The organism is Paenibacillus sp. 1SOY10 (assembly GCF_056836745.1).
The window spans coordinates 1,022,436-1,044,984 of sequence record NZ_JBXENK010000002.1 but is presented as its reverse complement, the minus strand read 5'-3'; the positions used below and the strand labels follow the sequence as shown (position 1 = coordinate 1,044,984).

Below are 22,549 nucleotides of genomic sequence, written 5' to 3'. Positions count from 1 at the left end.
CGCCTCCTTCTTCGATTCAGGATTAGTCAGAACAGCCCTCTTCTCCGATCCGGATTTCTTATTTGTATGCTTGTCCTCACTCCGCTGCCTACCTGAAGAACACCACCTCCTTTCCAGTTAAAACCTGAGACTAAGAGTTTTATCAACCTCCTAAATCTGCCTTGGCAAACGCACAACAACCCGGGTACCTTGGCCTGGCGACGAATGAAGTTCTACACCGTAGGCATCTCCATACAGTAGCTTGATTCGGCTCCTGACATTAGACAACCCCACGCCAGCAGCTTCGGGATTCAGCACCGCTTCCAGGGTAGCTTCATCCATGCCTTGACCGTTGTCCTCGACCGTGAATTCCAATATCCCCGCCTCTTCACGGCCAGCAATAATCAGCTTGCCCCCTGCTTGGATGGCGCTAAATCCATGGATAATGGCATTCTCCACGAGCGGTTGAAGGAACATCTTTGGCACCTTGCTGTCCGTCGGAATGCCTTCCAGATCATATTCGGCTTCAAAGACGCCGCGATAGCGCTGCTCCATAATGTACAAATAGCTCCGCAGCCAGTTAAGATCATCGTTAAAGGCTACGAGTTCCTGCTTGTTTTTCACCGTGTATTGCAACATGGTGGACAAGCTGACGAGCATCTTACTCATGGCTTCTTCTCCCCGTTCCAGGGCCATCCAATTTATCACATTAAGTGTGTTGTAGAGAAAATGAGGATTCAGTTGCAGATTCAGTGCCATGATCTCCGCCTCCTTCTCCCGCAGCCGGGTCTCGTAGTTCTCCTTGATCAGTTCGCCAATCTTCTCGTTCATCAGATTGAATTTGTTGATCAGAATTCCAAATTCCAGATCATGCTGCTCGGGAATTTTGGTGGAGAAGACACCGCGTCCCGTCAACTGAATTGCCACTAGCAGCTTCTTGATCGGATTCGTCAGCCAGCCGGAGATCATGTATGCCACCGCGACCGACACGGCAATCAACACTGCGGCAATATAAAGACTGTAAATCGGCACCAGGGGAAGATCGCTGAGCAACCGATCATAAGGCACCGCCAGTATACTAATCCATCCGGTAATTTCCGAAGTGTCATAGCAAATCAGCATCTTCTCCCCATCCAGCTCCGATATCGCCGTGCCTCGCTTGAGCACCAACGCCTCGCCTAACCAATCGGCAGATGCCGCCGCCGTCAACCTGCGGGTATCCGGGTGAGCTACAATGCTTCCTTCCGGGGAGATTACGAACAGATAAGATCCCTTAATAGCCGTCTCGCTCCCCTTGGGTGAGCGGAAGAAACTTTCGTTGAAGTTAATCAGCAGCATCGGATATTCGGTGCGCGCTTGCCAGCTTCTTACTACACCATCCTGAACAATTGAGCTCTTGAGTAATTGGGCGGCAGAGAAAACGTAGCGGTATCTTGGGTCCATGTCCGTAAGTTCCTGCTGGTCGAATTGTTTGGCAAAATCATAGGTGGGAATCCAGATCAGCTTGCCATCAGCCATCCGTGTCTGGCGGTAAAGCTCCGATGTATGCAGCTTGTCCGGCTTGACAGACACAAAGGTGGGTCTGGAGGTCACCGACGCGGTCCCACCAAAGCTGTAATAGCTGGTAACAAGTTGAACACCCTCCACACTCGGCTCGGAGGCGTAATAGGTACTTAAAATCTCCGAGACCTTGCGGTCCATCTGCAACAGCTCTAGCAAATCTGTAGGGCGCGTTCGGTCGAAGAGATGGAACAGGTCCGGGTCAGCTAACAGGGACAGCGATTGATCCTTGACTCGACCCAGCACGATGTCTGTATATTGGGTATTCTTCTGGACAACCTCCTGCATACTGTCGCTGGCGTGCTTGAGAATGATGTCTGAGCTGGTTTTGTAGTAGGCATAGCTGATAAGCATAATGGGGAAGGCAATGAGGAAGACATAGTAGACAATCAATTTAGTTCTGAATTTGAGACGGTTAAACCGCCGAAATGCATGGATGAAGGGCATCATCAAGCGACTCTACCCCCGCTTCCGCTCTAGGAGGCGAATCGTCTTGCGGTATTCCTCCGGCGTCATTCCGACCTCACGTTTGAATACGCGGTTGAAATATTTGGCGTCCTGATACCCGGTGGCTTGGGCGATTTGGTAGACCCGCAGATCTTCGTGCTCCAGCATCGCCTTGGCTTTGGTCAAGCGGACTTGATTCAAATAAACCGTAAAGTTGATATGCAGCTTGTTCTTGAAATACTGGCTGAAATAGCCGGGGCTAAGTCCAAAGCGTTCTGCCGTAGATTCCAGGGAGATATCGTAAGCGTAATGCTCATCAATATAGGCCAGGCAGCGCTGGACAAGCTGGTGACGGCGATTGTCCTTCCACTCTCGAACCGCGTGAACGGCACGGCGGAGCACATCGTGGGCAGCGCTCGCAAGCGTCGATAAGACAGTCTCATGCTCCGTGAAGGCCTCAATCTCCCTCAGCCATTCATCGTGCTGGCTCCCCTCGCGAAGCAATTCATGATCCTCGATCGCCTTGGTGAGCAGCAGTCGACACTTATCCCGTACACGGCGGGGCAACGGATAAGGGCGAATACGCCATTCGCGAAATATGCTGGCAAGCGACTCCGCGGCCGCCACCTCATCTCCGTTGCGAATGGTCTCCTTCAACTGCGACTCCGCAGCGGTTGTCAGCACAGGAAGAGCCTCGCAGTCCAGTCCGCAGCAGGTAAAATAAAATACAATTTGATCCTCATGGTAAAATTGCTCCGCCATGGCCAGGCGTGCCTCGCTTACACTGAGGTAAGCTTCTTGCAGCAGAGAGTCATGACGATCCCCAATTCCCGCCACCAAGGACTCAAATGCTGGCTGCTGTGTCATTTCAGCGAATATTCGTCCAGCACTGGCTGCGTCTATCCCCGCGCCCAGCAGACAAATTAATTCTTCGTCCCCGTGTCCAAAGCTGAAGCAAAGACTATCTCCGCAACTCTGTAACCGGGCCTGGATTTGCTGCACTTCCTCACGACTGAAGGGCGTCTTCCTCCGAGCGCAGACCGCTGTACCCGCCCCGGTGAAGGGCAGGATTGCCTCCAATTCACTCAGTCGCTCCGGGCTAAGCGTCCCCTCAACCCACGCTTGCAGCAAGCGCTCGCTATAGGCGGGTTCCATTCGACTGATGCGGGCTGCCAGTTCTTGTTGCCGCTTCCGTTCTCCCCGCTCGCGCTCGCTAGTTTGTTCCGCCCTGTGGAACACCTCTTGCAGCTTGCCAACATCCACCGGCTTCAACAAGTAGCCAAACGCCCCAAAAGTAAGCGCTTTCTGAGCATATTCAAAAAAGTCATACCCGCTCAATACGACCACCTTCGACCGAACTAACGGGTCGAGCTTCTCCATAAGCTCCAGGCCATTCATCTGCGGCATCTGAATATCAGTGAAGATTAGATCAAAGCTCTGATTAGCACAAAGATGCAAGGCTTCCTCGCCGTTGCGTGCAGAACTGACGCGGTCATTTGGCCGCAGCTTACCCAGTAATCCGGTAAAGCCAAGCACATGGCCAGGTTCATCATCAACCAATAGGAAATGCAGCATATCCTCCCCTCCTTATACCTCATTATAATCAAATAATTGAACAAATTGGTATAAATAGGAGGTTATTCTTATCCCTTTACCCCGCTCATGGCAATGCCCTCCACGAAGAAACGTTGACCCACCAGAAATACGGCTAATGAAGGCAAAACAATAATGGAGGTTGCCGCCATCATCAGATGCCACTGGGCAGTGTATGTGCCCTGGAAGAGCGTAAGTCCCAGCATCAGCGTATAATTCTTCTCTGAGGAAATGAACACCATCGGGGCCAGATAATCATTCCAGTTCGCCAGAAAGGTCAACATGCCAACCACGATGAGTGCCTGCTTGCCAATAGGCATAATGATGTTCCAGTAGATGCGGAAGTGACCGGCTCCGTCCATCTTGGCCGCCTCATCCATCTCCCGCGGGATGGTCAGGAAGAACTGGCGTAGCAAGAAGATGTTGAATACCCCGCCGCCAAACCAGGCTGGAGCAATCAGCGGCACCAGCGTATCCGTCAGATGAAGCAGCTTCCACCCGAGGAAATGCGGGATCATCACTACGAAGAACGGCAGCATCAATCCCGTAAGGATGAAGCCGAAGATTTTATCCCGCCCGGGCCAGGAAATCCGTGAGAAGCTGTAAGCGCACACCGAACCGGACAAGATAACACCCGCCACGGACAACACAGTGACTACGGTACTGTTCCAGAAGTAAAGGCCAAATGGGCTGCTAGAAAGTGCTTCGGCAAAATTGTCGAACCGGAACGTGTTTGGAATGATGTCGGGCGGAATGGTGAACAACCCCTCCATACCGGTAAAAGCCGTGCGCAGCATCCAATAGAACGGGAAAACGAATATAAAACCGCCTAGCGACAAGATGGCATACAAGCAGATGCGCCCCACTGTTCTGCGTAAGATCATCGTTCACGCTCCCGCCCTTCATAATAAACCAGGGAATTAGAGAATCTGAAGAGTACGAAGGTGCACAGCAGAACAACCAGGAACAACAAGGATGCAACCGCGCTGGCCGTGCCAAACTTCGTGAACTGGAACCCTTCCTTGAACAAGTAATATACGATGAGATAGCTCGCATTATCCGGCCCTCCCTGCGTCATGACCGAAGGCTGGACAAAAGTCTGGAAGGCATTAACCAATCCTATGACCGTATTGAAGAATATAATCGGCGAGCACATCGGCAATGTAATATACCAAATCTTGTGCAGGGTATGTCCCCCGTCTACCTCTAAGGCTTCATACAGATGAGAAGGTATGTTTTGCAGACCAGCCAGGAAAATGACCATCGTGTTCCCTGTCAACCAAAGGCTGAACAGAATTAAGGTAGGAATGACAGTCGTATCCGAAGATAGCCAGGAGCTCTTGGGTAGATGCAGCAAGCCCAGCACATAATTGACGATGCCGAAATCCGGCTGGAGCATCCACAGCCAAATGACCGAGGATGCGGCCAGCGGAATAACCACCGGCAGGAAGAACAGACCGCGAAAGAAGGACTGGCCCTTGATTTTGCTATTGAGCAGCATCGCCAGAATGAAGGAGAAGGCAATACCCAGGGGAACGCTGACGAACACATAATATAGGGTACTAACAGTCGCATCATAGAACAAAGGCTCCCGCCCGCTGAACAGCCTAGCGAAGTTATCCGTGCCCACAAACTTGGGACTGCCCACCATACTGTATTCCGTAAAGCCAAGCGCGAAGGTAAACAAGAGTGGTCCCAGCACGAAAAGCAGGTAGCCCAGCAATACGGGAGAAGCAAACAACAGCCCATATTTCAGTTCGTTCCTTTTGCGCTTGCGTATACCCCGCCCCGGGTCAAACACGGCCTGACTTGAGACGGATGTTTCAGCCATTTTCATACGTAACTCCTTCTGCCAGGATGGGGATGCCCAAGAGGCGCTAAGCTTGATGGCTTAGTACACGCCCCTTGGACTTGAGCCCGCTTGTGCTGCTATTTGTCGTAGCGCCCCTGAACCTCCGGTTGAACCTTGGTCGCGACGGCCTTCATCGCTTCTTCAGCCGTTTGCTTGCCCAGCCACACCGGATCGAGAGCAGAGAAAGCCAATGAGCTTACCTTGCCGAAGTTCTTCACATAATACACCGGCGATGGAGTGCTGTTATTGAGCAGATTATCCAGAAAGGCGTCCTTGAAGCCGGCCGGATGAGAGGGATTATTCTCAGCCCACTGGGCCACTAATGCCGGGTCTGTGTACCAAGCCTTAAGCGTTGGCATCCAAAGTCCATCCCGGTACAGGTTCAACGCCCCGGACGGATCGGCCAGAAATTTGGTCAAGAGCCAGGTCTCCTCAGGATACTTTGTTGCCTTGAACATAGCGCTTACTCCACTGATTCCCATCGCCACACTCCGCTGCATCTTTGGCAATACGCCGATATCATAGTTCACCTTGGCAGCTCCCAGGTCGAGATTGATCCATTGTCCGTGCATACTCATGGCAACCAGACGTGATTGCAGCGCCACCGCTTGAGACGGGATTGACTTAGCTTGCACCGGGTTCGGTGCCACATGATGCACATTGATCAGATCGGCCAAGCGTTGGATGGCCTCCACAGCTTCCGGTTGATCCAGAGCGAACGTCGTACCGTCCTCGGATACGAGATCGCCGTTATTGTTGACGATGTGCGCCATCACCGGACCATACCAGCTCTCAAAGGAAACGCCAAACTGCTTGATATTATCCTCATCAAAATCAGGATCGGCCGCATTTTTCCCATTCTTATCAAGGGTTAGCTGCTTGGCGACCTCCACAAATTCCTCCCAGCTCCAAGCTTCTTCCGCCTTGGCCGGAGGCATCTCTACCTTAGCCTCGGTAAATAAATCCTTGTTGTAGAACAAGGCAAAGGTCTCTCCGGCAGTGCTAATCCCCCAGGTATAGTCCGGGTCATCGCCATTAAACCAGATATAATCGAGGAAGTCCTCCTTCTTCAGCTCCATGTCCTTGGCGAACATATCGTTGAAGTTAATGAATTTGCCTTCCCGTTGCCAGGCTTCGCCTAACTCACCATGGACATAACCGGCATCCGGTGTTTCATTGGCGGCTACCATGGCCGTAAGCTTGGCATCATAGTCGCTTTCGGGTATATGCACGGCATTGACGGTTATCCATGGATATTTCTCTGTGAATTTCTGCGTTGCTTCCTCCACGGCCTTCTTCTCCTGAGGACTCCCCCAGAATGTGTATTTCAGCGTTACAGGCTCCTTCTGTCCGCCTTCAATCGTATTTCCTTCTGTTCCCTTAGCAGAACTATCCGGCGAACCCCCCATCGAGTCCTGACCTGCATTTGTTCCACCACAGCTTGCCAGCATGACCACCATCACGAGCAGCAGTATGCTGAGCCATGGCGAACGTTGTGCCTTACGGTTCAAATTCATTCCTCCCTTCAACATAGGTCTCACGTCTGCCTGAAGGTTAAGTTGTTTTCATTATAATGTAAACGCTAACAATGGAAAATTATAGATTTTTCAGATAAGTGGACATTTTATAGGTCAGTTTTGATGAATTGGATATACATCATAGCCTAACTCATTTAGGGAACAAAAAAAGACGGGGAGTCTCCCGCCTTGAATTGTGTTCATTTCTAAACTTCCCACGCTTCGAGAATGGTGATGGTATCCAGAACAGGATTGTCTGGCCAAAGAATATATTGCTGCTCTACAAGTACGCGTAGGGCTCCAGTAATCTCTTCCCTGGGACGCCCAGTCTTTTGCTGCAGCTCGGGCATACGAGGCATACGTCCGTGTAGTGATGAAAAATTATAAAGAATACGCAGCAGTTTACGCTCCAGATCATCTAACATATGTATCACTCCAATAAGAACATTTGTTCTTATTATACAAAAACGTATGTTTCCCAATCAACAAGGAAAAATTTCCTTGTCTGAATCAACATGTTATTGCAGATATAGGGTTTGTAAAATTATAGAGCCGCCTTGCGCGGCTCTTCTTCATTTCTCCACCTTGAAATTATCTACTCCAGATTGCTGTGTCGTTGAAAGGCTTGCTCATGGTCGACCTGCTTCAGCTTGGAATAGATCAAGCAAATGGCATCAAACATAATGTGGATGCTCTGATCAAACAACGAGCCTAGTGGTTGAATAGATGGGGGTTCATTCTCGTTGCGATATTTCGTAGCCGCAGGCACGACCGCCAACAAAGACGCATGAGACGCCAAGGCTGAATCTGGATTGGTCGTCACCACAACCACCTGGCAGGAGGCTGCTTTCGCTTTTTCCGCGGTCCATATGACACTTTGCGTTTTCCCCGAGCCTGAGACAGCGATTAACACATCACCCGCTTCGATGGAAGGTGTAATGGTTTCGCCCACTACATAAGCATTAGCTCCCAGATGCATTAAGCGCATCGCAAAGGACTTGGCCATAAATCCCGAGCGGCCTTCCCCCGTAACGAATATCCGCTTACCGTTCTGCAAAATAGCTGCAATTTCGTCCAGGCACGATTTATCGAGCTTGCTTACCACGCTCTGAATTTCCTGTAAGATCAGTTCTGTTGTGTTCATCGTTGTATTAACCTCCTTGTAAACCTTCCTTAAATGCTTTTGCGGCACTATGCGGATCAGCAGCTTTGGTAATGGCCGAGCCAATAATGACTACCTCGGGCTGTTTAACAACAAGGCCCGGTAGAGAACCCATATCAATGCCCCCGGCGACCGCAATCTTAATTTCAGGACCGTAACTGGCTACTGCTAAATCATTTCTTTTGCCCGATACCTCCTGCTCGTCCTTGCTGACATGCTCGCAATAGTATACGTCTTGGTTGGCCAGTTGAAACAACCGTTGTTGCTGCTCAGGCGTGGTATTCAGTAAGTCGATCATTACCTGCTTGCCCAAGCTCTGAGCTGTCTGCAAACAAGTCTTCACCGTAGCCAGCGGGGATACGCCCATCACCGTGACTACATCAGCCCCGGCCGCAAAACAAAGCTCAAATTCATATTTGGCATTATCAATCGTTTTCATATCTGCCAGGATGGTCTTGTCAGGAAAACGTTCCTTCATTCTTCTCACGCTGTCCATCCCATATTCCTTGATAAGTGAAGTACCCACTTCTAGCCAATCTACGTGTTCCTCGGTCAATTCGGCTAATCGTATGGCTTCCTCTATGGTCAAGCGATCTAAAGCCAGTTGGATCATCATCGTTGTCGCCCCTTATCAACTAAATCGGTTTATTAAATGGGCGGGGATAGGCCCCTGATATGCCTTAAAGCAGCCCCTACTCTCTGGTTAATCTAGACGATTCCTTCACCACAAGCTCACAACTATACACCACATCCTGAACGGCCGTGTCTTCCTTCTTGATTAACTTGTACAGCATGTCCGACGCCTTCTTCCCCATCTCATAGGAAGGCTGCGCAATCATCGTAACCGGAGGGTCCACCAGATCAGCGAATGGAATATTGTCAAATACGGCTAAAGAGAAGTCCCGGCCGACCTTGAGCTTGCCTTCCTTGGCAAATTTCAGCACCTCCAAAAAGGCCAGGTCATTCCCGGCCAACAGGGCTGTCGGCGGCTCCGCCTCGGCAAAAAGCTGCTTCAACGCATTCCCCATCAGCGATACTTCTGCACTGATGATATACCTTGGATCAAGTAACTTACCATAAGCTTTAAGCGCGCTCTTATACCCCTCAATCCGGTCAATCCGAGTCGAAATGGTCAGCGGCTGTGTCACAACAGCAATCCGGTCATGCCCATAGTTAATCAAGTGCTCAATGATGGCATAGGTGGACTCGAAGTTGTTGACTTTCACAGCAGGAATATCAATCCCCTGTACCTTACGGTCCATAAATACGACGGGATAACCGCTCTTCAGCATATTTTCGTAAAGCTGTACATTTTGCCCGGTAGGAAAAATAATAAGGCCATCCACCTGCTTGGCACGCAGCATATCGATATACTTCTTCTCTTTCTCCGGATCGTTATCTGCATTGCAGAAGATCGTATGAATGTCATATTCGTTAAAATAGTCCTCAATGGCCCGGCTGACCTCCGTAGAAAAACGGTGCATAATATTCGCTATGATAATGCCGATCATGGACGTCCGCTTCTGCTTCAAGCTGCGAGCGATATAGTTAGGCTGGTAGCCAAGCTGATTCACAGCCTCTTCGATCTTCTTCTTGGTGTCGTCACTCATATATTCATACCGTTTATTCAAAAATTGGGACACGGTGCTTTTGGAAACTCCTGCTTCCTTCGCCACATCCGCCATCGTTACTCTTTCCATAAGCTCGACCTCTTTTTCTTAATCACTCCTTGATAATCGGTGTTCAAAAAGTCAGGTTTTCAGCACCAAGAAGCTTGGATAAAGCTAGGGGCTGAGTAGCGGAGCGTACGTAGTGGGTACGTGAGCAACGGAAGACCCGGCTGAATTCAAGATTCGACGCCGAATCTACTTTCTGACCCGCTTCGTGATCAAAAGCTGACTTGTTGAACTACCTCTTATTATTGTATCTTGTCTTGCGGCCCTTATCCAGTTCGTAAATCTAAACCCTCTAAACGCATACATCGTCTAGAGGGTATTTGGGGGTAATGTGATCTTTATCAGAACTTAGGAACATCACGTCCCTGGGTAAATCCAGGGCCGCCCGCCGCCATATAGCCGTTGCTATGCCCCTCTTCATCCGGTGAAATCCAGAAGGAATAGAGCGCTGCATTTTCTAAATAGAAACGAATTTTAATGATGTTGGTATCTAAGTCTTCTAACCGTTTATTGCTCCATTTCAACTCCATCTTCGTAGCATCCCCGGATACCGGGATACACTCCGACTTGCCAAAGCCCTCGATGACCTTGGAATTCTCGTCCAGCAGTTCGGCATAAATCCGGCCCGTCTCACAGGATGCATTGATGAACAGATGGTTCCCGGTAAAGCTTAGCTTGGTCGTCAGCACTTCGCCGCCCTTACCTTGATCGCTTAAGGAAGCAAATCCGTCCCGGCGTAATTTAGCCAACCCCAGGCTGCCTCCGGAATATTTGTGGGATCCGAATTTTGGCGATTCCCCTGAGAAGCAGGAATAGTAGAAGTAAATTTCATCTTCCACGACCAGGCACACACCATTGACAGCATGAGCATATCCATAGTCCCATGATCCCTTCTTCCGCGAAGAGGCAATAAAGTTGTCATAAGTAGGACGATGCCAATGGAAGCCATCCCGGCTATAGCCTAATTTAATGTCATTGATCTTAGGCAATCCCTGCTTGCCGCTGATGTTGTTGGGAGGTCCCATAAACACACTGAATACTCCCAGCATCAAGCTCTCATAAGGCGTGGCATCCAGATTGTACAATTGCGTGTAGTAGCCCATATCCGGGTCAGGCATATCATAGATATCGGTTCTGGACCAGAACTTGATATCCTCGGCCTTCCAATTCGTTCCGCCAAAGAAATCATCCGTTTCAAAATAACCCCTGGTCCGAATGCGGCTATCCAGCGAAGAGAAGGTCCGCAGGCTGAATACCCATTTCTTCGTAAATGGATTATAGAAGAACGTAGTATTATCGCCGCAAGGGCCAACATCGCCCACTTCCTGCCAATCGATACCGTTGGCTGATTTGTATAATACCGCTCGCTCCAGCGGCGGAACGGAACCGGGGATATCGTGGGAGTGCTTCGGCTTGTCGGGATAATAACGCACATCGAAGTCGTACTTGCGGTAGAAGATTAGCATCTTGTATTTCTCGTCAGGATGCTTGGCTTCATAGTCCAGCCATACGGCTGAACCGTCGCGCAAAGTGCCGAATTCGCGCGGGATAACCCGCTCCGAAGTTCTTTCCGGAAGCAGCTCTGTGAGCCGCTTCCAATGTATTCCGTCGTCGCTCTCCGCATAACCCACCGCATCAAACCAACCGGCGTGATACCACATCTTGAACTTCTTGTCTTCATCGTCGTAGAAGATGCCATCGTTGAAGGGACAAGCACAGGTGCAATTGCCTTCATTTAACTCAAGCGGTGTCGTTGGTTCGAAGATCGGAGCATCTCCAAGCTCAGGCTGATGGAATTCACGTACCAGATTGCTCTCTTCGATGAGGAAATCATCGACGAACAATTGTCGCCCTACCTCGATATTGATGATTTCCGGCCTATTATTGATATACGGAGCCGCAAGTGGCTGGTCCAAGGTCGTTTCCTTATACTCGGGAGGCCAGGTATCCGGTAATTTCAAGTTATTATATAGCCGTGTCATGCTTACCTTCCCTTCTGATGAAGTATCGTGTTGTCTGTCATGTTAATCACTCGTACCTGCTATTCCTTATGCTTGAAGAAGAGGTAGGTTAAGGTGAACGCGACACCCAGACCAATCAGGTTGGCAATGATGTACATCAGCATTTGTCCGTTCAAGTATAACAGGGCTCCCGGAATTACCGTGATGGCCATACCTGTACCTTGCAAGCCTACGATGGAGGAGAAGATCCCGGCAACACCGCCGCCCAAGAGACCGAATACGAACGGCTTCACCAACCGCAGGTTAATCCCAAAGATAGCCGGCTCGGTAATACCCAGGAAAGCAGGAATCGTGGAGGAGAAATACAGCGATCTCTTCTTCAGATCCTTTGTCTTGAAGGCAACCGCGAGGGCTGCGCCACCTTGTGCCGCAATCGCTCCGGATACCAGGGCGTTGAAGGCATTGGCGCCCGTCTTGGCCAGAAGCTCAATCTCCAGCGCTTTGAAGATATGATGGACCCCGGTGGTGACGATTAATTGGTCCAAGGCCCCAATGATAAATCCGCCGATTCCCAGTGGCCAGGTTAACATCGCCCGGAACCCATTCAGGATAATGGCTTCAATCCCGTGCATCAATGGACCCACGATCAGCAATCCGCAGAAAATACTGACGAGCAGCGTAGCAAATGGCGTAATGATAAGCGATAACGTATCAGGTACAATCTTTTTGAAACCCTTCTCTATTTTGGCCGCAAAGATAGCGATTACGAGCGCAGGAAGTACGGACCCCTGATATCCGGTAATCGGAATGGACAACCCGAGGAAGTTTAACAGAAGTGGTTCCACGGTACCGCTGGCCACCGCATTCGCATTAGGAAGCTGTGGTGCGACCAGCATGAGCCCAATGACGATCCCGAGTAATGGAGAACCGCCAAATTTCTTCATAACGGAGTAACCTACGAGGGCCGGCAGGAAGGCAAAAGCCGTATCCGTCAACACCTGCGTAAAGACCAGGAAGGTCGGGTTCAATTCAACGCCAAGGTTCGTGATCAGTCCACGCAGACCCATGAACAGCCCGGTCGCAACCAGCACAGGAATGATAGGAATGAAGACGTCGCCTAGCGTTCTGGATATTTTTTGGACCAGAGTCATATTCTTGTAGGCTTCGGCCTTATTATCATTCTGAATGGAGGTATCTCCGCCCACAAATGCATCATAGACTTTATTCACGAAGCCTGTCCCCAGGATAATTTGATATTGTCCTGCGGAGAAGAATTGCCCCTTCACGCCGTCAATTTCATCAATACTCTTCTCGTTAATCTTGGACTTATCCTTCAAAATCAATCTTAAGCGTGTTGCACAGTGTTCCACAGAAGTCACATTCTCTTTACCGCCAATATGCTCAAGAATCTGTTTGGCAACTTCTTGTTCTTTCGACATTTCATGGCCTCCCTCTAAATTTGCCTTATTGGTTGTGCTTGCATAAATTGTTGTAGCTGATCTCTCGTCGGATAGCCGTCATAATCCCCAGGAGACTGAACCGCCAGGGAACCGATAGCATTTCCTCGTTGCACGGCCTCTACAATCGAGCACTTCTCGATCAGGGCACTGACTACACCTACGGCAAACCCGTCCCCGGCACCTACCGTATCCACGGCGTGGTCAATCGGATAAGGATCAACATAGCCTTCCTCGCTGGCGTTCCGGTAATAGGCTCCCCCGGCACCAAGCTTGACGATCACTAGCTCGACACCCCGCTCCAGATAGAAAGCAGCGATGTCGCGAGCTTCCCCGTAACCCGTGAGAATTTGTCCCTCACTTATACCCGGAAGCACGTAATTCGATTCAACGGCAAATTCATTCACCACCTGAATCATCTCTTCTTCGGACTTCCATAATGCAGGACGCAAGTTGGGGTCAAAGGAAACGGATCGCCCGTCTTCCTTCATGCGTCGAAGAACGGTGCCTGCATAAGCCTTGGTGTGCTCCGATAAAGCCAGCGGAATGCCGGTCATATGCAGATGAGCCGCTCTCAGATAATGCTCTTCGGAGAAGTGTTCCGGTCCCATATAGCTTGCGGCAGAACCTTTCCGAAAATACTGAATTTCCGGATCTCCCTCCAGCACCTTGGATTTCAACTGAAAGCCTGTGGGATATTGCGAGTCGATCTGAACATGCTGCCTATCCACCCCTTCTTCTTGAAGACGTTGCAGAATCAGCTTGCCGAAGGAATCCTCCCCGACCCGGCTTACCCATCCGGACCTCAGTCCCAGTCTGGCCAAACCAATCGCAAAGTTCATTTCAGCACCGGCCAAGCCTAGCGTATAGTGGGTAATTTCATGGAATGGACCCGGTTCGTCCGCGGTAAACATCGCCATCGCTTCGCCAAAAGTAATGCCATCCAAGTTACTCAATTTATTTCTCGCCCTTCTTTGGATTTCTGCGGGTATGGATTCATTTTGGAAAATAAATCTCCCCTTCCACTTCAGAATTCCCATCCTGTTCAATTTCAAGCAAAATGGGTTGTTGATTGTTTCCCCCTTTTTAATAAATCGGTTTAGTAAATCGATTTATCTAGATTATAGATCATATGTAAGCGCTTTTCAATACCTAAAATAAAAAATCTCATCGAATGTCAAATTTGACGGATGACTCTCTGAATATTTTCTATTTCATTTGTAACGAAAGTTTAGTTTTATAGATATATAGTGTGAGAGGGGGTGAACGAATGGCGAAGGATTTGGAGGAAATCTATAAGAATCATGCTAACAGCGTCTATAGGTATTTACTCAGTTTGACCCATGATGCAGACGTGGCTGAGGAACTCACGGAGGAGACATTCTACCGGGCTGTTTATTCCATTAACACCTATGATGGCTCTTGCCAAATCCGAGTTTGGTTATGTCAAATTGCCAAGCATATTTGGTATCAGGAGCTTGCCAAGAAGACCAAGCAAACCCACCAAGAGCTTCACGACGATATTCCTTCGCCGTCCAGGTCCCCGGAGGAAGCCGTCCTCTTCCACGGTCACAAGATGGATTTGTACAAGGCTATTCATCATCTAAGTGAGCCAATGCGTGAGGTTGTACATATGCGGATATCCGGCGAATTTTCATTTGCCGAAATTGGTGAGATCTTGGGCAAAAGCGAAAATTGGGCACGAGTGAACTTCTACCGGGCCAAACAAAAACTTATGGAGGTGCTCTAATGCTTAAATGCCATATCGTTCAGGATTTATTGCCTAATTATATAGACGGCTTGGTGAGCAAAGAGACGGAGGCTGAAATTCGACAGCATTTGCAGGAATGCAAAGCCTGCCAGGCTATCTATACTCAAATGTCCACCCCAACAGATGTACCGTCCACTGTTGCAAACCGTCGCGAAATTGATTTTCTCAAGAAAATCCGGAGGAAAATAACGGGGAAATTACTTTTGGGCGTTGCCGGTCTGGTCCTGGTTCTTGCTGTAGTGGCTTATTTCATCGCAATAGGCTCTCCTGTAAGTCAGAATCATCTGGTCTACAAAACTCAGGTTACAGGAGACCTTTGGCAGCTTGATTTGGAGTTGACCAATAACCAGGCCTTGCTCGTACGGACTGAACCTATCTATGGGGAGGCTAACGAGAATGGCATTCGCCCTGTAATTGGTACTATTCTTAAGCCTTATCAGCTCATGCCCTCGCCCCTTCTGGAAGCTGAGAATAAGTCGTTTATGTACGGGACCCAATTGGACAGCTTCGAGCGGGAAGATTACAAGATTATTCTGCGGCTGGACGATGGTGATGTTACGTTTACAGGGGATAATTTCAATCAATAAAGGTGGGCTATTCGCGCCAGGGGACCCTGGTCGATGCTATAATCATTAATCATGATCTGTATAAGTTGAATTAAAGAAAAGGCAAAACAAGCGAGAAAAATGATTCTGGAGAAGCTCAAAGCTTTCTGCAAGAAAGCTGCATCGGAAGAATATGCTTGTTCGCCTTTGTGAATGGATTTCTACCTTATAAGAATTTATTGAATAAAAGAAATCCATGAGGGGCAGCGATCGTAAGAACATTTTCTGGTCCGCTTCTTTGCGTTAAATATAAGTTCAACTTATATAGTTTGTTCATAAGAAATGTTCCCAAGGAGTTGGACCCACCGATGACTACGCTCCACCCTGAATATGACTATATTCAAGCCATTCTTGAAGCCTACCCGCTTCCTCCTTGCCTTGGAATCGAGGAGCGCGACAGCGGCATGAACAATACGACTCGGTATGTGCTGCTTCCGGACGAGCAGGTTCGGGTGCTGCGCATCTATGAAAATCACCGCTCGACGGAAAGGCTCGCGGCCGAACACGAGCTCTTGCTGCTGCTCACGGAGCAGAAGCTGCCTTTCGCCGTACCTTGTCCGCTTCGCACTAGGCAAGGCGGCACCTGGACCATCGCTCCGGACGGCAAGCTCGCCGCGCTGTTCACCTACCTGTCCGGGGCGAAGCCCACACCGGACCAACACCATCTGGCTTACGCCTACGGTCTCGCCACGGGCCAGCTTACGCAGGCCATGGAGGGACTGCGGCTTAAAGCCGCGCCCGCCTATCCGCCCTATGACGAATTACTGGGCGGAGACACCATAGAGGCGGCGGAAAGCGCCCGCCGCCTCTATCATGCCGACCCCGACCTCGCTTCGCTCGCCGGGGAAGCGAACTTTTTGCTGGACATTCTGACCTCCTTGTCCAGCCGTGCCGAATCCATCCGCCGCCTTGCGCGGCAATGGATTCATGGCGACTTCTCCCACGCCAACGTGCTTATGGACGGTGGGAGCGTCAGTGCCGTGCTCGACTTCGAGTTCGCCACCCATGACCTGCGGGTGATGGAACTGGCCGTCTGTCTGGCCGAGCAGCTATCTGCACCTGGGGGCCTCTCCAGGTCCGTGGTGGTGGAGATGCTCGCCGGGTATCGTCAGGCGCGAGAGCTTACAGCCGACGAGTTGGCTTGTCTCCCCGAGCTGCTTCAGCTTCGCAAGCTTGACGTCTTCTTGCATTTTCTTAACCGTTATCAAGCAGGGTTGGACCCCGCTACCGTCCTGCGGGACCAAACGCGAAAATCCGCAGCCGTCTGCCGATTTATCAGCACGGAAGCGGATTGGATTCGCAGCGTTTAAGCAACCATTCAAGCTTCTATTCGGAGAACTCTGTCAGCAATTCCTCCACCGGAGTTCTCCGCTTAGGCTTGGGCGCTTTATCGAAATACCCTAGATGCAAAGTACCCACGATGCGCTCATGGGGCTTCACCCCAACCTGTTGATGGAAGGATGGGTCCCAGTTCCACTCATTGGTCTTCCAGACTACCCCCACCTGTCGCTCCCAAGCCAGCAATTGAATGTTTTGAATCAAAGCCGAAGCCGCTCCGAAGGCATCCTCCCAATACTTCTGCCGGGGATCAGCTTCTATGACCACCAGCAAGTGGGCCTGCATCAGTTCGCAGTATTGCCTGAACGCCCAGTCACTCCAGCGCTCTGCCAGCTCGGACGAATACGTTCCGATAACGGCTTGTGCAAAGCGTTTTCGAGCATTCCCGGTGAACAGGATGAACCGCCACGGCTCCTTCCACCCGTGAAATGGAGCCCATACAGCATCCCTCAATATGCCGTGAATAACCTCTTGCTCCAGCGGCTGGCCATTAAAATCCCGAACAGTTCTCCGCTCCCGGATGATGGAGGCCAATTTCATATCCTGCTCCCGATGAGCCATCCCGGTCATTTCCCCTCGTCAGCATTTGTCGGAGCCAGCATCTCTACCGCTTCCTTCATCGTCTCCCGGATCGTAACAATATCCGAGCCATAATACTTGTCCGTCTCTAGGAAATGCAGCTTCCCGTTCTTCACCGCATCAAGGCTGTTCCATAGCCCCGATTCCTTAATCTCTTCAAATGCCTGCAGGTCATCGCCTTCTCCACGCACAATGATGAACAGATGGTCCCCCGCATACTCCGGTAATTTCTCCATGGAAATTTGTACGGCCGAGCTATTGGGATTCTGCTCGATTTCAGCAGCCACCGCATCGGGTGCCGGAAGTTGTAAGCTGCTGCGCAGCATGTATCCGGCGAAATTCCGGTTCAGATAGATCCGCAGCCGCCCCTTCTCCACCCGGAAAATAGATACCGTTTCGTCGCCAATCGCAGCGGCCAAGCGCTCCCGCCCAGCTTCTGCCTCCTGCTCATACTCGGCAATCCAGGCTTTGGCTTCCTCACTCTTGCCAACCAGTTCAGCCAGCTTAACGAAGATGCCATGGATAGGATCCTGGTCGAAGCTCAAGTAATACACTGGGGCAATACGAGCAATTTGCTCCATCTGCTCTGGATAGATCTCCAGAAATACGGTGGGCGCAACAATCAGATCAGGATCAAGCTCCAAAATTTTCTCCGGGTTAGGCGGATCACCAATGCGGTCCACCCCTTCCATCTCGTCCAAGGTATAAATGACCTTAAATCCGTTATCTCCCGAAGCGATCGGCTTGATGCCCAGCGTTAGTAGCTCGGGAGCAAACTCTCCGGCAACAATTCGTTCAGGGCTTACAGGAACCTCTACTTCCCGATCCAAATCATCCACAACGGTGCGAGTCTTCTCATCCACAGGTGCTGGTTCTGTCGCGGCATTCTGCGGCTCATTGCCACTACCACTTGGCGTATTTGTTGCACCGCACGCTGTCGCCAGCAATGCCACTATTAGCAGTAGCAACAGCATAAATCCCGGTTTTCGTTGCAGGTGTAAGACATGATGTAAATTCATAGGACCCTCCCGTTTTCTGTATGATAATGATTATTAATATCAACTTATATTTTAATCATCTCACCAGATCGGCTCCATGGCGAATTGATGCGTGAAGGATGGATTATTCCGGCATATAAGCCCTGGATAATAACAAGCCTGCTGCTTCCTCCATCTGGTAACGAATAGATATAGGATCATAAGCCAGCCAACGGCTGACGTCCAACTCATACACCCGGCCCGATAGATAAGCTGGATGAGAACGCAAGGATGGCGTGGCCTGCAACTCCTTCCACCGTTGCCGCGCCCCCTCTTCCGGTTGTACTACCACGAACAGATCCTCGGCTTCGTAGAATCCAATCTCCTCCATACTAATAGCACTGGAATGAAAATGAACATTGCATAGCGTTTGCAGCAGAATTCGCTCGGGAGGAGCCATTTGCAAGGAGCGATAGAAAGGGTAGCCCATATTTTGCATGCCGTAAATTTGAAGCAGTGGCTCTCGGATACGAAGGATTGCCACACGACGTGATTGCCCGTCCTTGGCAAGCTGCATTTGCAGCACATGGCAGCGTTCCTCATATTCCTTAATCCAGTGTGCTGCCTGTACTTCTTTGCCAAGAGCGGCCGCAAGCTTGACAAGTTGCCCATAAATCGGGTCCTCCAGCACGTCCAAGAATACAACCGGGGCAACCTCTGCCAACTCTTGCTCATCATGGCGATTCATCGTGATGATGACATCTGGCTTCAACGCGGACAGTTGCTCCCTGTCCACATCCCGTTCCCCGGATAAGACCAAGGGCTCGACATCCTTCTTCCATGGCACATATTGACCGATGGCTTGCGCATCAGCCGCAACAGGCACCACACCAAGCGCCAGACAATGCCCATAACCGTCGAGTGCTACCACGCGAAGCTGGGGCGAAGCCATATAAGCTGAAGGAGCTACACCAACGACTTGCTTGAACCTGCGGCTGAAATGATACGGGTCCTCAAATCCTACGCTGCGGGCAACTTCCATAATGGACGAAGGCGACTTGGCGAGGAGGGATTTGGCCTTCTCCATCCGTAAGCGTGTGATATATTCCTTCGGGCTAATCCCCGTTTGCTTTTTGAACATCCGCGAGAAATGATCCGGGTTAATACCTGCAATGTCAGCCAACTCGGAGCGACTGATGGACTCGTTCAGATGATCCTCTATATACATCATGGCTTGTTGAATATGCCCGTTTCTCATGATTGCACCTACCGTCTCCACTTTATGAGAATCATTATCAATAGAATTATAGCATATTCAAACTGTGCAATTTTCAGCAATTTCAAAGGTTATGGCTATCTCGTTACATTGTTTATTTGTACTCAACAAAAAAACAAGCACCTCCGATCGAAAGTGCCTGCTCTTCTTGTGCTAATTATTCAACCTTATTCCTATGTGAGCGAGTATGTACCCTTCTCCTTTGGTATTCTTTTATAAGCGTGAGGAAGATTGTATTATGGCTGCAGTTACTTCTCTCATGAAAAACTCTCTGGCTATTTTTATAAAGATATCCATTTGTGGAGTAATCCATTTGTTTTTATGATATAGAAGTTGGCTCCACATTTGAATGGATTGAATATCTGTTTGAATTCTAGATAATCGCCCTTCATTAATTGCCCCCTGTACAGAGAAAAAAGGTAAGAATGAAACTCCCATTCCTTTCTCTAATAGATGAATAATAGTTTCCGTGTTTCCAATTTCCAATACAGGCTTGATATAGATATCTTGTTCAGACAATAGGCTTTCCAGTCCATAGCGATAACTCTCTCCTTTTTCGGTTAGCAAAAACGGTTGGTCTAATATAATTTGCAAGCCAATTTTTTTATCGCATGCTAAAGGATTTTTTCTTGAAGTAACGAAAACAATCTCTTCTTTTCGCTGCATGGCTCGTACCCATTCAGAACCATAAATTTTATGGTCTAACGTGAGGAAAAAGTCAATATCGTTACTCCTTATCATATCAATCAAGTCGCCTGACATACCTGTTTTTAAAATTACTTCAACTTTTGGGCAAGCACGATGAAACTGAAATAAAAGCTCTGGCAATATCGCAGTCGCAAGTGAATCGACACTTCCTATACGGAGGATTCCATCAGGAACATTCGTATCTGTGGCAAAGGATTTTGCCATATTAGTAACCTTCATAATTTCATTTGCATGAGAAATAAAGGCTTCACCTTTTTCTGTTAAAAACACTTTTTTTCCAATACGCTCAAAAAGCTTTGTACCTAACTCTTTTTCTAACTGTTGCATTTGGACGGTAACGGCAGACTGGGAATAGCCTAATTGTTCACCCGCTTTTGAAAAGTTCAGTGTTGCGGCAACTTTCAAAAAAGTAATTATATTTCTAAATTCCATACTATCACCTATTATTTATTTTCATATATATCATTAAATACATGAATTTTAAAAATACATAAACAGATGCTACTATAACCTATAAGCAAAATCAAGTTTTGAACTTGATACTTCCAAAAAAAGCGAGGAAAAACATTGTGGATATAAAAGAAGTTATAATAAACCCCCACACAGAACAAGTAGTGAACAATTTTATACAGAAGTTTTGGAAAGACAAGCAGAAGTTATCCGAAAACAGAGTTATCCACGAGATAGCTGACCGTCAAATTGAAAAAATACGAAAAATAGGGATTCCAACAGAAAGTCGTTCTGTGGAAGATGTCGTAAACGAACTGGTTGAAGATATTTATAAATACAGATATAACGTAAATCATCAGCGGTATCTTGGTTTCGTTCCGGGGCCTGCTTCTTCATTATCTTGGATTGGTGAGGTTATGACCTCTGCTTATAATCTTCATGCAGGAAGTTGGATGAGCTGCCCAGCAGCAACCTGTATTGAACAAGAATTGATTGGGTGGTTTTGCAAACAGGTGGGATATACCCAAACACCCGGTGGAATATTTGTATCAGGTGGTTCAATGGCTAATATGACAGCATTGACCGTCGCTCGTGATAAGATTTTGTCTGACGACACACAGCATTTAGGTGTCGCTTATGTTTCAGAGCAGACCCATAGCTCTGTTGCAAAGGGACTTCGTATTATCGGAGTTACTAACAATAGGATTCGCAAAATACCAACGGATTCGCATTTTCGGATGGATGTGGAGCAATTAAATAATGCGATTCAGACCGACATTACAACAGGGCTTATTCCTTTTGTTGTAATCGCCAGTGCCGGTACTACCAATACCGGAAGCATTGACCCATTAGAGAAAATTTCTGCTGTATGTCAAAAATATGGGCTTTGGATGCATGTAGATGGAGCATATGGTGCATCTGTACTCTTAACAAAAAAATACAAGCATTTGTTAAAGGGTATTGAGCTTTCGGACAGTCTCAGTTGGGACGCACATAAATGGTTGTTTCAGACCTACGGCTGTGGAATGACATTGGTTAAAAATCGCAAAGATTTAATAAATACTTTCTCTACTAACCCCGAATATCTAAAAGACCTTGAGGCAGAAAATGACCATCTGAATGCTTGGGATATGGGTATGGAGCTAACAAGACCCGCGCGAGGACTTAAACTCTGGCTCACTATGCAAGTTTTGGGTTGTGATACATTGAGTGATGCCATAGAACATGGTTTTACTATTGCAGAATGGGCAGGAAAGGAATTGCAAAAGGAAAAAGATATAGAAATAGTTTCGTACCCACAGCTTGCAATCTTAAACTTTCGCTATGCCCCAGATGGCATGACAGAGGTAAAAAAAGACGAGCTCAATCAACAGATTTCTAAAAAAATACTTGAAAACGGTTATGCCGGTATTTTTACTACACAGATAGAGGGAAAGAAAGTTTTACGGATTTGTTCAATTCATCCAGACACAACGAAGGAAGATATATGCAGTATAATAAATCTTTTAAATAGTTACTACAAAGAGATTTGCCGGAATTCTGAATGTAGTATTGAAGGTGGTATTTCATAAAACGAACTCAGTAATACATTTACAGCAAGACCAAAAAGGTACTATTAGACATTCTTCTCTCCTCTTTCAT

At 48.6% G+C, this 22,549-nt stretch carries 20 protein-coding genes; 4 read left to right on the top strand and 16 right to left on the bottom strand.

Translation table 11 applies throughout. The annotated features are described in order from the left end of the window. Positions 1–150 precede the first annotated feature (150 nt). From AC1VOR_RS10775 to AC1VOR_RS10720, 12 genes are all read right to left on the bottom strand, one after another. Complete coding sequence (locus AC1VOR_RS10775) at positions 151–1,989, bottom strand: histidine kinase (protein WP_482617617.1); 1,839 nt, start codon at positions 1,987–1,989, stop codon at positions 151–153. A 9-nt stretch (positions 1,990–1,998) separates the two neighbouring features. Continuing rightward, positions 1,999–3,561 (bottom strand): response regulator, encoded by a 1,563-nt coding sequence (locus tag AC1VOR_RS10770; RefSeq protein WP_482617616.1) that lies wholly within the window; start codon positions 3,559–3,561, stop codon positions 1,999–2,001. Positions 3,562–3,629: 68 nt separating this feature from the next. Further along, a complete protein-coding gene (locus AC1VOR_RS10765) occupies positions 3,630–4,463 on the bottom strand; it encodes a carbohydrate ABC transporter permease (RefSeq protein ID WP_482617615.1) in 834 nt (277 codons plus the stop codon). Next, the gene (locus AC1VOR_RS10760; RefSeq protein ID WP_482617614.1) at positions 4,460–5,416 is read right to left on the bottom strand and encodes a carbohydrate ABC transporter permease; all 957 of its coding nucleotides are present in this window, start codon (positions 5,414–5,416) and stop codon (positions 4,460–4,462) included. The genes AC1VOR_RS10765 and AC1VOR_RS10760 overlap by 4 nt, the downstream gene beginning before the upstream one ends. Before the next feature lie 92 nt (positions 5,417–5,508). Beyond that, positions 5,509–6,942, bottom strand: coding sequence for an ABC transporter substrate-binding protein (locus AC1VOR_RS10755; RefSeq protein ID WP_482617613.1), 1,434 nt, complete (start codon positions 6,940–6,942; stop codon positions 5,509–5,511). A 212-nt stretch (positions 6,943–7,154) separates the two neighbouring features. After that, entirely contained in the window at positions 7,155–7,373 is a 219-nt protein-coding gene (locus AC1VOR_RS10750) for a hypothetical protein (RefSeq protein WP_482617612.1), read from the bottom strand. Positions 7,374–7,543: 170 nt separating this feature from the next. Continuing rightward, entirely contained in the window at positions 7,544–8,092 is a 549-nt protein-coding gene (hxlB, locus tag AC1VOR_RS10745; protein ID WP_482617611.1) for a 6-phospho-3-hexuloisomerase, read from the bottom strand. Positions 8,093–8,099: 7 nt separating this feature from the next. Then, positions 8,100–8,726 carry a 3-hexulose-6-phosphate synthase gene (gene hxlA, locus AC1VOR_RS10740; protein WP_482617609.1) on the bottom strand — a complete coding sequence of 209 codons (627 nt, stop codon included), beginning with the start codon at positions 8,724–8,726 and terminating at the stop codon, positions 8,100–8,102. 76 nt (positions 8,727–8,802) lie between these two features. After that, a complete protein-coding gene (locus tag AC1VOR_RS10735; RefSeq protein WP_482617608.1) occupies positions 8,803–9,810 on the bottom strand; it encodes a LacI family DNA-binding transcriptional regulator in 1,008 nt (335 codons plus the stop codon). Positions 9,811–10,127: 317 nt separating this feature from the next. Beyond that, positions 10,128–11,768: a glycoside hydrolase family protein gene (locus AC1VOR_RS10730; protein WP_482617606.1), complete on the bottom strand. Its 1,641-nt coding sequence runs from the start codon at positions 11,766–11,768 to the stop codon at positions 10,128–10,130. 59 nt (positions 11,769–11,827) lie between these two features. Then, on the bottom strand, positions 11,828–13,186 hold the full coding sequence (locus AC1VOR_RS10725) for a PTS transporter subunit EIIC (RefSeq protein ID WP_059052896.1): 1,359 nt from the start codon (positions 13,184–13,186) through the stop codon (positions 11,828–11,830). Positions 13,187–13,200: 14 nt separating this feature from the next. Further along, complete coding sequence (locus tag AC1VOR_RS10720) at positions 13,201–14,160, bottom strand: sugar kinase (RefSeq protein ID WP_482617604.1); 960 nt, start codon at positions 14,158–14,160, stop codon at positions 13,201–13,203. Between the two features lie 314 nt (positions 14,161–14,474). Between AC1VOR_RS10720 and AC1VOR_RS10715 the strand changes: the two genes are divergently transcribed. The 3 genes from AC1VOR_RS10715 to AC1VOR_RS10705 all read left to right on the top strand — a co-directional run bounded on the left by AC1VOR_RS10715 (position 14,475) and on the right by AC1VOR_RS10705 (position 16,890). After that, positions 14,475–14,954: an RNA polymerase sigma factor gene (locus AC1VOR_RS10715; RefSeq protein ID WP_482617602.1), complete on the top strand. Its 480-nt coding sequence runs from the start codon at positions 14,475–14,477 to the stop codon at positions 14,952–14,954. Then, positions 14,954–15,562: a zf-HC2 domain-containing protein gene (locus AC1VOR_RS10710; RefSeq protein ID WP_482617601.1), complete on the top strand. Its 609-nt coding sequence runs from the start codon at positions 14,954–14,956 to the stop codon at positions 15,560–15,562. The genes AC1VOR_RS10715 and AC1VOR_RS10710 overlap by 1 nt, the downstream gene beginning before the upstream one ends. Before the next feature lie 287 nt (positions 15,563–15,849). Continuing rightward, on the top strand, positions 15,850–16,890 hold the full coding sequence (locus AC1VOR_RS10705) for a phosphotransferase (RefSeq protein ID WP_482617599.1): 1,041 nt from the start codon (positions 15,850–15,852) through the stop codon (positions 16,888–16,890). A 16-nt stretch (positions 16,891–16,906) separates the two neighbouring features. Here AC1VOR_RS10705 and AC1VOR_RS10700 read toward each other — a convergent pair whose 3' ends face one another. The 4 genes from AC1VOR_RS10700 to AC1VOR_RS10685 form a co-directional block, all read right to left on the bottom strand. Further along, positions 16,907–17,479 carry a nitroreductase family protein gene (locus tag AC1VOR_RS10700; RefSeq protein WP_482617597.1) on the bottom strand — a complete coding sequence of 191 codons (573 nt, stop codon included), beginning with the start codon at positions 17,477–17,479 and terminating at the stop codon, positions 16,907–16,909. Between the two features lie 5 nt (positions 17,480–17,484). Next, positions 17,485–18,516 carry an ABC transporter substrate-binding protein gene (locus AC1VOR_RS10695; RefSeq protein ID WP_482617595.1) on the bottom strand — a complete coding sequence of 344 codons (1,032 nt, stop codon included), beginning with the start codon at positions 18,514–18,516 and terminating at the stop codon, positions 17,485–17,487. Positions 18,517–18,619: 103 nt separating this feature from the next. Beyond that, positions 18,620–19,732 (bottom strand): helix-turn-helix domain-containing protein, encoded by a 1,113-nt coding sequence (locus AC1VOR_RS10690; RefSeq protein WP_482617593.1) that lies wholly within the window; start codon positions 19,730–19,732, stop codon positions 18,620–18,622. 231 nt (positions 19,733–19,963) lie between these two features. Then, the gene (locus AC1VOR_RS10685; protein ID WP_482617591.1) at positions 19,964–20,890 is read right to left on the bottom strand and encodes a LysR family transcriptional regulator; all 927 of its coding nucleotides are present in this window, start codon (positions 20,888–20,890) and stop codon (positions 19,964–19,966) included. Between the two features lie 137 nt (positions 20,891–21,027). Between AC1VOR_RS10685 and AC1VOR_RS10680 the strand changes: the two genes are divergently transcribed. Beyond that, a complete protein-coding gene (locus AC1VOR_RS10680) occupies positions 21,028–22,479 on the top strand; it encodes a pyridoxal phosphate-dependent decarboxylase family protein (protein WP_482617589.1) in 1,452 nt (483 codons plus the stop codon). Positions 22,480–22,549 lie beyond the last annotated feature (70 nt).